Origin of the sequence: Streptomyces sp. enrichment culture (genome assembly GCF_964272895.1) — a bacterium.
GTDB lineage: Bacteria > Actinomycetota > Actinomycetes > Streptomycetales > Streptomycetaceae > Streptomyces.
Window position 1 is genome coordinate 5,176,508 of the sequence record NZ_OZ186832.1, and the last position, 12,160, is coordinate 5,188,667.

General features: G+C 70.2%; 10 protein-coding genes. 3 read left to right on the forward strand and 7 right to left on the reverse strand.

The features are described from left to right. The first annotated feature begins 163 nt into the window (after positions 1-163). Both ACSU6M_RS23565 and ACSU6M_RS23570 read left to right on the forward strand, forming a co-directional pair. Positions 164-736 carry a DUF6114 domain-containing protein gene (locus tag ACSU6M_RS23565; RefSeq protein WP_437072091.1) on the forward strand — a complete coding sequence of 191 codons (573 nt, stop codon included), beginning with the start codon at positions 164-166 and terminating at the stop codon, positions 734-736. Continuing rightward, positions 726-2,102: a hypothetical protein gene (locus tag ACSU6M_RS23570; protein WP_437072092.1), complete on the forward strand. Its 1,377-nt coding sequence runs from the start codon at positions 726-728 to the stop codon at positions 2,100-2,102. The genes ACSU6M_RS23565 and ACSU6M_RS23570 overlap by 11 nt, the downstream gene beginning before the upstream one ends. Before the next feature lie 102 nt (positions 2,103-2,204). On the opposite strand, the gene pyk is transcribed toward ACSU6M_RS23570, so the two are convergent. The 3 genes from pyk to pta form a co-directional block, all read right to left on the reverse strand. Then, a complete protein-coding gene (gene pyk / locus ACSU6M_RS23575; RefSeq protein WP_437072093.1) occupies positions 2,205-3,638 on the reverse strand; it encodes a pyruvate kinase in 1,434 nt (477 codons plus the stop codon). Between the two features lie 89 nt (positions 3,639-3,727). After that, on the reverse strand, positions 3,728-4,933 hold the full coding sequence (locus ACSU6M_RS23580) for an acetate kinase (RefSeq protein ID WP_437072095.1): 1,206 nt from the start codon (positions 4,931-4,933) through the stop codon (positions 3,728-3,730). Beyond that, positions 4,930-7,020 (reverse strand): phosphate acetyltransferase, encoded by a 2,091-nt coding sequence (gene pta / locus ACSU6M_RS23585; RefSeq protein ID WP_437072097.1) that lies wholly within the window; start codon positions 7,018-7,020, stop codon positions 4,930-4,932. The genes ACSU6M_RS23580 and pta overlap by 4 nt, the downstream gene beginning before the upstream one ends. A gap of 218 nt (positions 7,021-7,238) precedes the next feature. On the opposite strand from pta, the gene ACSU6M_RS23590 reads away from it, so the two are divergent. Continuing rightward, positions 7,239-8,264: an ATP-dependent 6-phosphofructokinase gene (locus ACSU6M_RS23590; protein WP_437072098.1), complete on the forward strand. Its 1,026-nt coding sequence runs from the start codon at positions 7,239-7,241 to the stop codon at positions 8,262-8,264. On the opposite strand, the gene ACSU6M_RS23595 is transcribed toward ACSU6M_RS23590, so the two are convergent. From ACSU6M_RS23595 to ACSU6M_RS23610, 4 genes are all read right to left on the reverse strand, one after another. After that, positions 8,261-8,977, reverse strand: a complete 717-nt coding sequence (locus tag ACSU6M_RS23595) for a helix-turn-helix domain-containing protein (RefSeq protein ID WP_437072100.1) — start codon at positions 8,975-8,977, stop codon at positions 8,261-8,263. The genes ACSU6M_RS23590 and ACSU6M_RS23595 overlap by 4 nt on opposite strands. A 109-nt stretch (positions 8,978-9,086) precedes the next feature. Beyond that, on the reverse strand, positions 9,087-9,914 hold the full coding sequence (locus ACSU6M_RS23600; protein WP_437072102.1) for a carbohydrate ABC transporter permease: 828 nt from the start codon (positions 9,912-9,914) through the stop codon (positions 9,087-9,089). A gap of 5 nt (positions 9,915-9,919) precedes the next feature. Then, complete coding sequence (locus tag ACSU6M_RS23605) at positions 9,920-10,795, reverse strand: carbohydrate ABC transporter permease (RefSeq protein ID WP_437072104.1); 876 nt, start codon at positions 10,793-10,795, stop codon at positions 9,920-9,922. Beyond that, the gene (locus ACSU6M_RS23610; protein ID WP_437075322.1) at positions 10,792-12,153 is read right to left on the reverse strand and encodes an ABC transporter substrate-binding protein; all 1,362 of its coding nucleotides are present in this window, start codon (positions 12,151-12,153) and stop codon (positions 10,792-10,794) included. Before ACSU6M_RS23610 ends, ACSU6M_RS23605 begins: the two co-directional genes overlap by 4 nt. Positions 12,154-12,160: the final 7 nt, after the last annotated feature.

Sequence of the window (12,160 nt, forward strand, 5' to 3'; positions counted from 1 at the left end):
CGTACTTGAGCTGACCGCTTGGGCGGGGGAGCGACCGCTTCTCCGCCCCGGCGGCCCCCTTGGCCCGGTGTCCAGGGGCACCGCTCTTCGCGCGCCGACCTCGAACTCTCCACGGCAGTCATGCCGGTTTGTACTTCCCCCGGATCCAGGGAGCTGTTTTTCCATGAGTGCCGAGACTTCGGTCCAGAGCGTCGGGGCCGTCACCCGGACGCGTCTGCGGTTCCGCGCCTGGCGGGGCGACCGGCCTTTCTGGGCGGGCCTGTTCACACTGCTCGGCGGGCTGCCCATCGCCTACTTCCCGTACGCCACCCTCAAGCTGGGCCATATGTCCATCGCGATGGCGACGACGGCCGGCGCGGGCTCCCTGATCATCGGCGTCCTTCTGGTCACCCTCGGTCTGACCATGTGGTTCCAGCAGGCCACCCGTATCTTCGCCGGTGTCGCCTCGATCGTGCTGGCCCTGGTCTCGCTGGTGGTCTCCAACATCGGCGGGTTCATCATCGGCTTCCTGCTGGCCCTGATCGGCGGCGCGCTCGCCCTGTCCTGGGCGCCCGGCGAGGAACCCGCCGAAGCCGCCCGCCCGGAGAAGGACATCCCTTCCGCCGCCGCCCCCAGCGCGGCGCCCGAGCCCGGCCGGGAACCGCGGGAGGAGCCTGCGGGCGCCCTCCCCGGCCCCCGGGAGCACAGCGAGGACGTCGTGCCCGACAACGACAACGGGAGGCACCGTGCCGGCTGAGCCGCTGGGCCCGGACGACTTCGCGGCCGAGCCGCGCATCAGAACCGGGCCACGCCACGCGGCACCCAAGAAGCCGCTCCTGACCCGACTTCACATGCCCACGGGCCGCGCCATCGCCCTCGCCGCGATGCCGACCGCCGTGCTCATGGGCATGGGCCTCAGCCCGCTCGCCCAGGCCGACGGCAAGGACCCCAAGCGGCTGACCGCCGAGGAGTACCAGGCCTGCGTCGAGGCGCTGGAGGTCACCCAGGACGGCGAGGACGGTGCCGACAGCGGCGAGGAGTCCGCCGAGCCCTCGGCGACCCCGTCGCCCAGCGCGTCCGAGACCTCGGGCGGCGACTCCTCCGGCGACTCCGGCGACAGTGGTTCCGGGGACTCCACCGACGGCGGATCCACCGGTTCCGGCGACACGGACACCGACACCCCGGCCCCCGCGCCGTCGTCGTCCACGCCCACCGCACCGGAGGACCCCGCCGGGTCCACGGACACGGACGCCGCCCCGCAGACGCAGGAGCCCTCCGCGACGCCGTCCACCACCGAGCCGAGCAACCCGCTCGACCCGCTGGGCCTCGGTGACGCCCTCAAGGACCTCATCGACGGCGACGAGACGGAGGCACCCGCCCCCGCCCCGACGCCCACGGCGACCCCGAGCGCGTCCGCCCCGCAGTCCCCGGACCCGGCCGGAGCGGCGCAGGACCCCGTCGAGGACGCCACCGGCACCGCCGAGGACACCACCGGCACCGTCCGGGACACCACCGGCACCGCCGAGGACACCGCCGACGACCTCCGGGACCGCGTGGACGAGGCCGCCCAGGAGGCCACGGAGGCCGCGAGCGAGGCGCCCTCCGCCGCCACGCCCAGCCCGTCCGCCTCCGAGAGCGTGGACCCCGAGGACTGCCCGGTGGCCACGGACGCCGAGGGCGCGTACCAGAACGTCCCCGCGCTGCCGGACCGCCCCTGGCGCCTCGAGGCGAGCTCGCTGCTGCTGAAGGGTGCCGACTACCAGGGCATCGTCGAGGTGCGCACCGCCAACGGCACCGTCAAGAAGGTGCTGAAGTACGTGGTCAGCGACGGCACCGACATCGGCGATCTGCACCAGCTGGTCAAGGACGAGGAAGGCGGCAAGACCTACCACGTCCAGGCCGACAAGGGGTCGACCTCGACCATCCGCAACGGCAAGACGACCATGTACACGGAGAAGATCTCGGGCAAGCTGTTCGGTCTGATACCGGTCACGTTCAGCCCGGAGAACCCGCCGCCGCTGAACATCCCGCTGATCTACTTCACCGACGTCGAGGTCACCCAGGCCGGCCAGTTCGGCGGCGACCTCCACGTCCCCGGGCTGAGCCAGTTCATCACCGACTGAGCCGGCTCGCCGACGACCGCGCCGCCCACACACGGAGGGCGCCCCTTCCTGAGAAGGGGCGCCCTCCGTGTCGTCTGTCCGTGTCCCGGATCCGGCGGACCGTCAGTCGCGGTCGCCGCCGCCGCCCAGGTGGTGGACGCGGACCATGTTGGTGGTGCCGGGGACGCCGGGGGGCGAGCCGGCGGTGATGACCACGGTGTCGCCGTCGGTGAACCGGCCCAGCTTCACCATCTCCTGGTCCACCAGGTCGACCATCTCGTCGGTGCTGTTGACGAACGGCACGACGTGCGGGTCCACGCCCCAGCTGAGCGTCAGCTGGTTGCGGGTGGAGTCGTCCGTGGTGAACGCGATGATCGGCTGCGTGGCGCGGTAACGGGACAGCCGGCGGGCGGTGTCACCGGACTTGGTGAAGGCCACCAGGCCCTTGCCGCCGAGGAAGTCGGCGATCTCGCAGGCCGCGCGGGCGACCGAACCGCCCTGCGTGCGGGGCTTCTTGCCCGGCACCAGCGGCTGCAGGCCCTTGGAGAGCAGCTCCTCCTCGGCCGCGGCGACGATCTTCGACATCGTCTTCACGGTCTCGATCGGGTACGCGCCCACGCTGGACTCGGCGGAGAGCATGACCGCGTCGGCGCCGTCCAGGATCGCGTTGGCCACGTCGGACGCCTCGGCGCGGGTCGGACGGGAGTTGGTGATCATCGACTCCATCATCTGCGTCGCCACGATCACCGGCTTGGCGTTGCGGCGGCACAGCTCGATGAGGCGCTTCTGCACCATGGGGACCTTCTCGAGCGGGTACTCGACGGCCAGGTCGCCGCGCGCGACCATCACACCGTCGAACGCCATCACGACGTCCTCCATGTTCGCCACCGCCTGCGGCTTCTCCACCTTGGCGATGACCGGGACCCGGCGGCCCTCCTCGTCCATGACCCGGTGGACGTCGGCGACGTCCTTGGCGTCCCGGACGAAGGACAGCGCGACCAGGTCGCAGCCCATCCGCAGCGCGAACCGCAGGTCCTCGACGTCCTTCTCGCTGAGCGCGGGGACGTTGACCGCCGCGCCGGGCAGGTTGATGCCCTTGTGGTCGGAGATGACGCCGCCCTCGATGACGATCGTCCGCACCCGCGGGCCCTCGACGTCCAGGACCTTCAGCTCGACGTTGCCGTCGTTGATCAGGACCTGGTCGCCGCGCGAGACGTCACCGGGCAGACCCTTGTAGGTCGTGCCGCAGATCGTCTTGTCGCCGGGGACGTCCTCGGTGGTGATGGTGAACTCGTCACCGCGCACCAGCTCCACCGGGCCCTCGGCGAAGGTCTCCAGGCGGATCTTGGGGCCCTGGAGGTCGGCGAGGACACCGATGGCCCGGCCGGTCTCCTTCGCCGCCGCGCGGAGCCGGTCGTACCGGCCCTGGTGCTCGGCGTGGGTGCCGTGGCTGAAGTTGAAGCGGGCCACGTTCATGCCGGCCTCGATCAGCGACACGAGCTGTTCGTGGGAGTCGACCGCGGGGCCGAGAGTACAGACGATTTTCGAACGGCGCATGAGGCGATCCTATCGGTTTGTTTCGCTCCGGAATATTCCGTCTGGCGGAAGATACAAATGGGCGGACCCGCGCTCAGTCGTGAATCCGCTTAACCGTTCTTACCGACCAGTGCGTATGTCTGGGTCGCGATCTCCAGTTCTTCATCCGTCGGGACCACGGCGACGGCGACACGCGCGTATTCCGGCGAAATCAGACGCGGCTCGTCACTCCGTACGGCGTTCAGCTCGCCGTCCACCGCCAGGCCCAGCTCCTCCAGGCCCGCCACCGCCGCCTCCCGCACCGGGGCCGCGTTCTCCCCGACACCGGCGGTGAACGCGACCGCGTCCACCCGGCCCAGAACGGCGTAATAGGCGCCGATGTACTTCTTCAGCCGGTGAATGTAGATGTCGAAGGCGAGCCGCGCCTGTTCGTCGCCCTCGTCGACGCGCCGGCGGATCTCCCGCATGTCGTTGTCACCGCACAGTCCGATCAGTCCGCTCTTCTTGTTCAGAAGAGTGTCGATCTCGTCGGCGGACATTCCGGCAACGCGCATCAAATGGAAGATGACGGCCGGGTCCATGTCTCCGGAGCGCGTACCCATCACGAGCCCCTCCAAAGGCGTCAGCCCCATGGAGGTGTCGACGCACCGGCCGCCGCGCACCGCGGAGGCGGACGCGCCGTTGCCCAGGTGCAGCACGATCACGTTCACCTCCTCGGGCGCCTTGCCCAGCAGCTTCGCCGTGGCGCGGGAGACGTACGCGTGCGAGGTGCCGTGGAAGCCGTAGCGGCGGATGCGGTGCGCGTCGGCCGTCCGCACGTCGATGGCGTAGCGGGCGGCCGACTCCGGCATCGTGGTGTGGAACGCGGTGTCGAAGACGGCCACCTGCGGCAGGTCGGGGCGCAGGGCCATCGCCGTGCGGATGCCGGTGAGGTTGGCCGGGTTGTGCAGCGGGGCGACCGGGATCAGCCGCTCGATCTCGGCGAGCACGGCGTCGTCGACGACCGTCGGCTCGGTGAAGTGCTTGCCGCCGTGCACCACCCGGTGGCCTATCGCGGCCAGCTCGGGCGAGTCGAGGCCGAGGCCGTCCTTGGCCAGCTCCGCGGAGACGGCCTTGAGCGCGGCGTCGTGATCGGCGATCGGGCCGGTCCACTCACGGCTCCCGCCGCCCGCCGGCGTGTGCTTGAGCCGGGAGGTCTCCTCGCCGATGCGCTCGACGAGGCCCACCGCCAGCCGGCTGCTGTCGCGCATGTCCAGCAGCTGGTACTTCACCGACGAGGAGCCGGAGTTGAGGACGAGGACACGGGTGGAGCTCACTGCAGAGGTGCCTTTTCGCTCGGGTTCTGGGCCTGGATCGCCGTGATGGCGACGGTGTTGACGATGTCCTGCACGAGGGCGCCGCGGGACAGGTCGTTGACGGGCTTGCGCAGACCCTGCAGGACCGGTCCGACGGCGATCGCGCCGGCCGAGCGCTGCACGGCCTTGTAGGTGTTGTTGCCTGTATTGAGGTCCGGAAAGATCAGAACCGTTGCCTGTCCGGCCACCTCGGACTCCGGCAGCTTGGTCGCCGCGACCGACGGCTCCACGGCGGCGTCGTACTGGATCGGCCCCTCGATCTTCAGGTCCGGGCGCCGTTCCCGGACGAACTCGGTCGCCTCGCGCACCTTGTCCACGTCGGCGCCCGAGCCCGACGTACCGGTGGAGTACGACAGCATGGCGATCCGCGGCTGCACACCGAACTGGGCGGCCGTCGCCGCCGACTGGACGGCGATGTCGGCCAGCTGCTCGGCGTCGGGGTCCGGGTTGACCGCGCAGTCGCCGTAGACGAGGACCTTGTCGGCCAGGCACATGAAGAACACGGACGACACGATCGAGGAGTCCGGCTTGGTCTTGATGATCTCGAAGGCCGGACGGATGGTCGCCGCCGTCGAGTGCACCGACCCCGACACCATGCCGTCGGCCAGGCCCTCCTGGACCATCAGCGTGCCGAAGTAGTTCACGTCCGAGACCACGTCGTAGGCCAGCTCCACCGTGACGCCCTTGTGGGCGCGCAGCTCGGCGTACTTCTCCGCGAAGCGGTCGCGCAGCTCGCTGGTGGCCGGGTCGATCAGCTGGGAGTCGCCGAGGTCGATGCCGAGGTCGGCGGCCTTCTTGCGGATCTGGTCGACGGGGCCCAGCAGGGTCAGGTCGCACACCCCGCGGCGCAGCAGCACCTCGGCCGCGTGCAGCACGCGCTCCTCGGTGCCCTCGGGCAGGACGACCCGGCGCAGGTCGGAGCGGGCCTGCTCCAGCAGCTTGTGCTCGAACATCATCGGCGTGACGCGGTCGGAGCTGGGCGCCGAGACCCGCCCCAGGAGGTCCGCGGTGTCCACGTAGCGCTCGAACAGGCCGAGCGCGGTCTCCGCCTTGCGCGGGGTGGCCGCGTTCAGCTTGCCCTCCAGGGAGAACAGCTGCTCGGCGGTGGGGAAGCTGTTGCCGGACACCGACAGCACGGGAGTGCCGGGCGCGAGGCGGGCGGCCAGGGTCAGGACCTCGTCGCTGGGCACCTCGTCGAGGGTGAGCAGCATGCCGGCTATCGGCGGGGTGCCGGCGCTGTGCGCGGCGAGCGCGCCGATCACCAGGTCGGCCCGGTCGCCGGGGGTGACGACCATGCAGCCGGGGGTCAGGGCGCCCAGGAAGTTGGGCAGCATGGCGCCGCCGAAGACGAACCCGAGCGCGTCGCGGGCCAGCCCCGAGTCGTCGCCGAGCAGCACCTTCGCGCCGAGCGTCTGGGAGATCTGGGCGACCGTCGGCGCGGACAGGGCGGGCTCGTCCGGCACCACGTAGCAGGGGACGGGCAGCCGGGAGGCGAGCTTGTCGGCGATGGCGTCCCGGTCCTCGCGGGCCACCCGGTTGGCGACCATGGCCAGCACGTCGCAGCCCAGGGTGTCGTAGGCGCGGTAGGCGTTGCGGGTCTCGGCTCGCACCGACTCCGCGGTCTGGCGGCGGCCGCCGACGACCGGGATCACGGAGGCGCCGAACTCGTTGGCGAGGCGGGCGTTGAGGGACAGCTCGTCCGGCAGCTGGGTGTCGGCGAAGTCGGTGCCGAGGACCAGGACGACGTCGTAGTCGCGGGCCACCGCGTGGAAGCGGTCGACCAGCACCGAGACCAGTTCGTCCGTCCCCCGCTCGGCCTGGAGCGCGGACGCCTCGTGATAGTCCATGCCGTAGACCGTGGCCGGGTCCTGGGACAGCCGGTAACGCGCGCGCAGCAGCTCGAACAGCCGGTCGGGGCCGTCGTGGACGAGCGGGCGGAAGACCCCCACCCGGTCGACCTGCCGGGTCAGCAGTTCCATGACCCCCAGCTCGACGACCTGGCGGCCGTCGCCGCGGTCGATACCGGTCACGTACACGCTGCGCGTCACGCGTGCTCTCCGTTTCATGGTGGTTGCGGTGGCTCTGGGCTGATTCCCGTACAACTGCTGTCATAAAAATCGCCCACCGAGGTGAGCAGAACCCTCTTGACAATACCTCCCTCGCTAGATAAGGCGCCCGTCAGGAGGGAAGGCGGCGGTGCGGTGGGCGACGTGAAAGAATCGGAAGCGGCTCACCGGTAACCACAGCGAGCAGGAGACACAGCACGATGCGTATCGGAGTTCTCACCGCAGGCGGCGACTGCCCCGGCCTGAACGCAGTGATCCGGTCGGTCGTGCACCGGGCGGTCACGAACTACGGCGACGAGGTCATCGGCTTCGAGGACGGCTACACCGGCCTGCTGGACGGCCGCTACCGGGCCCTCGATCTGAACGCGGTCAGCGGCATCCTCGCCCGCGGCGGCACCATCCTCGGCTCCTCCCGCCTGGAGCGCGACCGCTTCCGCGCGGCCTGCGACAACGCCAAGGAGCTCATCGAGAAGAGCGGCTTCGACGCGCTCATCCCGATCGGCGGCGAGGGCACCCTGACCGCCGCCCGCATGCTGTCCGACGCCGGTGTGCCGGTGGTCGGCGTGCCCAAGACCATCGACAACGACATCTCCTCCACCGACCGCACCTTCGGCTTCGACACCGCGGTGGGCGTCGCGACGGAGGCCATGGACCGGCTGAAGACCACCGCCGAGTCCCACCAGCGGGTGATGGTCGTCGAGGTGATGGGCCGGCACGCCGGCTGGATCGCGCTGGAGTCCGGCATGGCCGCCGGCGCCCACGGCATCTGCCTGCCCGAGCGGCCCTTCGACCCCGCCGACCTGGTCAAGATGGTCGAGGAGCGCTTCGCCCGCGGCAAGAAGTTCGCCGTCATCTGCGTCGCCGAGGGCGCCCACCCCGCCGACGGCACCATGGACTACGGCAAGGGCGCCATCGACCAGTTCGGTCACGAGCGCTTCCAGGGCATCGGCACCGCCCTCGCGCACGAGCTGGAGCGGCGCCTGGGCAAGGAGGCCAAGCCGGTCATCCTCGGCCATGTGCAGCGCGGCGGTGTCCCGACCGCGTACGACAGGGTGCTCGCCACCCGCTTCGGCTGGCACGCGGTGGAGGCCGCGCACCGGGGCGACTTCGGCCGGATGACCGCTCTGCGCGGCACGGACATCGAGATGGTGCCGCTGGCGGAGGCCGTCACCGAGCTGAAGACGGTGCCGAAGGACCGTATGGACGAGGCCGAGTCCGTCTTCTAGTACGACGTCCCGCCCTCCACGGACGTCCAGAAGAGCTCGACGATCCGGTCGAGGAAGTCGCGGCCGGCGCTCTGCGAGTCGTCGGCCGCGTTGCCGCCGCCCCAGCTGAGGGTGGCGACCATCTGCCCCTGGTACTCCTGGTGCAGGGTCTGGAGCGTGCGCTCCAGGATCCGCCGGTCCAGGGGCACGATCTTGCTCACGGGGCGTACGTACGCCTGCCAGCGGGTGGCGACCGCGCTGCGCAGCAGCTCGGCGAGCTTGGTCTCCCGGCCGGTGACGGTCACCAGGTCGGGCAGGGTGAGCTCCAGCATGTCGGCGAGGGCGGCGGCCTGGCGGTCGGTGCCCCGCCACTGGCCGGTCTCCTCCATCCGCAGATACGCGTCGAGGTCGACGCCGACGGCACGGGCGACGTCCTCGGGTGCGAGCCCGCGGGAGATGCGGTGCTCACGCAGTGTCCGGGCCCGGCCGATGAGGTCGCCGGGCGAACACCACAGCACCCCCGCGAGCGCGGTGAGCTCGGGGTTGCTCGGTGAGAGCGTCCCCCGTTCCCAGGCGATCACGAGGTCGGGTGTGACATAGGGCAGGCCGTAGGAGGCACGCAGCCCGTAGGCGACGTGCTCGGGGCCCATGCCGAGCGCGGCACGGAGCCTGCGGGCGGCGGAGGCGTTGAACGGGGGACCGGGGTGGTTCGGCTGAGCTGAGGGTTGGCGCACGGGACCACAAGCTAGGGGTGTGACCCGCGTGGTGACTACGGTCAGTTCGGACACAATCACGCATTGTAGGAACGTACGGTTTTTTCCACCACGGAGTGTTACTGGCGAGTCACCCCTTGACAGCCCCGCCCAGGGCGAAGCCACCGCCGAGCCGCCGTGCGACGAGCACGTACAGCAGGATCACCGGCGTGGAGTAGATGATCGAGAACGCCCCGAGCTGACCGTACGCCACCATGCCACGATTTCCGAAGAACTCGTTGACGGAAACCGAAGCCGGCATCTGGTCCGGGGTGAGCAGCAGCATGAACGGGACGAAGAAATTCCCCCACATCATGACGAACGAGAACACGGTCACCACGGCGACACCGGGCCCCATCAGCGGCAGCACGATCCGCACCAGCGACTGCGCCGCGGACGCCCCGTCCGTCCAGGCCGCCTCCTCCAGCTCCTTCGGGACGCCGTCCATGAAGTTCTTCATCAGCCAGATGGCGAAGGGCAGTTGGGAGGCGGCGAAGAACAGGATCGTGCCGTGCCGGGTGTCGATCAGCTCCACCCGTACGAACAGCGCGTACACCGGCACCATGACCGCCGTCACCGGCAGACTCGTGGCGAACAGGATCGTCAGCAGGAACGGCCGGTTCAGCCGGGACCGGAACCGGGAGAGCGGATACGCGGCGACGGCCGCGCACACCACGGTCAGCGCCGTCGCCCCGCCGCACAGGATCAGGCTGTTGAGCAGCGGGGTGAAGGTGATCTCGGCGGTCCAGACGGCGTCGAAGTGCTCCCCTGTGAGCCCGTCGGGCACCTTCACCTTCAGGCCGGCCCGCGGATCCACGGCCGACAGCACCACCCAGGCCAGCGGCAGCGAGAAGGCGGCGGCCAGCAGCAACAGGCCGGCGTCGGCGGCCAGTCGGCGCCGGGTGCGTCGGGAGACCATCGCCCTCACACCTCCGTCCGCAGCAGCCGCAGATACAGCACCGAGAACAGCGATCCGACGAGCAGCAGCAGAAGGGCCACCGCCGTGCCGTACCCGATCAGGCTGTTCTGGAACGCCTGTTCGTACATGAACAGCGGCAGCGTCTGCGATTTTCCGCTCGGTCCGCCGCGGGTCATCACCCAGATCAGCCCGAACACGGACAGCGTCTGCAACGTGTTCAGCATCAGATTGGTGCCGATCGAGCGCCGGATCATCGGCAGCGTGATGTGCCACATCCGCCGCCAGCCCCCGGCCCCGTCCACCTCGGCGGCCTCCGTGACCTCCCGCGGGATGTCGCTCAACGCCGCCGAGTAGACGAGCATCGAGAACGCCGTCCCCCGCCAGACGTTGGCGAACGACACGGCCAGGATCGGCAGGGTGAACAGCCAGTCCTGCCGCGGCAGCCCCAGCAGGTCCAGTACGGCGTTCAGGGTGCCCTGGTCCCGGAAGAACGCGTACAGCAGAAACCCGGCCACCACCTCCGGCAGCACCCACGCCGTCACCACGATCCCCCCGGTCAGCGTCCGCACCGGCCGCGACGCCCGCCGCATCAGCGCCGCCAGCGCCAGCCCCAGGGTGTTCTGGCCGACCAGCGAGGACAGCACGGTGAACACCAGCGTCAGCCAGACCGCGTTCAGGAACGCCTCGTCCTCGAACGCCGTACGGAAGTTCTCCAGCCCCACGAAGGAGGACTCCGCCTGACCGGTGAGCTGGAGGTCGGTGAAGGCGATCCACACGCAGTAGGCGATCGGCCCGCCGAGGAAGAGCAGCAGCAGGACGACGGCCGGGGCCAGGGGCAGCAGACGGAACAGGGCACGGCCTCGGGAGGCGGGGCCTGTCACTTCTCGGTCACCTGGTCGTCCGTGATCTCCCGCAGCGCCTCGTCGTACGCGCGGGCCGCCTCCGCCACCGATGTGTCACCGGTCGTCACGCCCTCCATCGCCTCCTGGATCGCCACCGACACCCGCGGATACGCCGGATAGGCGGGCCGGTAGTGGGTGGCGGCGACCAGCTCCGTGAAGAACGCGATACCGGGCTGCGCCTCGGCGTACGCGGGATCGGAGGCGACGTCCTCGCGGACGGCGATACCGGAGTTGGCGATGTACCACTTCTGGGCGTTCGCCTTCGTCTGCATCGTCCTGATGAACGCGAAGGCCAGGTCCGGGTTGGCCGCCTTGGCCGGGATCGCCCAGGTCCACCCGCCCGACATGCTCACCCTGCCCGGCGCCTGCCCGTGCTGCGTGGGCATGTACGCCAGCCCCAGCCTCTGCGACCACTCCGGCCACTCGTGGCCCGCGCCCGGCAGCCAGTCCTGCGGCAGCCAGGAGCCGTCGAGGTTGATCGCCAGCTTGCCCTGCGGCATAAGATCGCCGCGCACGATCGTCTGGATGTTGGGGTCCAGGGCGGTGGAGACGTCCGGCCCCAGCTTCTCCCGGTACACCGTCTCCACGAACTCGAGCGCGTCCTTGAACCCCTGGCTGCCCACGACCCACTTCTTGGTGGCCGGGTCGTACAGAGGGTCCTTCCCCGTGCCGTACAGCAGCATCTCGAAGCCCTGCATGGTGGCCGCCTCGCCGGCCGGCTTCCCGGTGTAGACGTTGAGCGGCACGACCCCGGGGACCTTCTCCTTGACCGTCCGGGCCGCCTCGAGGATCTCCGCCCAGTTCCTCGGCTGCCAGTCGGCGGGCAGCCCGGCCTTGGCGAAGATGCCCTTGTCGAACCAGAGACCGCGGGTGTCCGTGCCGTCCGGCACGCCGTACGTCTTCCCGTCCTCGGCCCTCGCCGCCCGCTTGGCGGAGTCGATGAACCGGTCCCAGTCCGGCCACTTGGCGAGGTAGTCGTCGAGAGGCCGGAGGTACCCGCTGGTGATGTCCGAGTTGATCAGGAACGTGTCCTCGTAGACGAGGTCCGGGGCGGTCCTGGGGGAGCGGAGCATCTGCTGGAGCTTGGTGTAGTACTCCGAGTCCGGCGCCTTGATCGGCACGAACTCGACCTTCTTGCCCGGATGTTGCCGCTCGAACTGCTTCTTGACGCCGGCGAGGTGGTCGTCCATGACGCGGACGGAGTTGTCCGTGGACTGCTTGAAGGAGACCTTCAGGGTGTCCGGATCGGAGCCGCCTCCGTCCCCGCAGGCGGCGAGGGTGGCGGCGAGGGCGACGAGGGCGGTGGCCAAGGCGGTGGGACGGGCACGCACGGGCAGACCTCCT

Bases quoted from the DNA above. Each gene is read 5' to 3' on its own strand.
- ACSU6M_RS23590 (WP_437072098.1), top strand. From the start codon at position 7,239: ATGCGTATCGGAGTTCTCACCGCAGGCGGCGACTGCCCCGGCCTGAAC.
- ACSU6M_RS23600 (WP_437072102.1), bottom strand. From the start codon at position 9,914: ATGGTCTCCCGACGCACCCGGCGCCGACTGGCCGCCGACGCCGGCCTG.
- ACSU6M_RS23565 (WP_437072091.1), top strand. From the start codon at position 164: ATGAGTGCCGAGACTTCGGTCCAGAGCGTCGGGGCCGTCACCCGGACG.
- pyk (WP_437072093.1), bottom strand. From the start codon at position 3,638: ATGCGCCGTTCGAAAATCGTCTGTACTCTCGGCCCCGCGGTCGACTCC.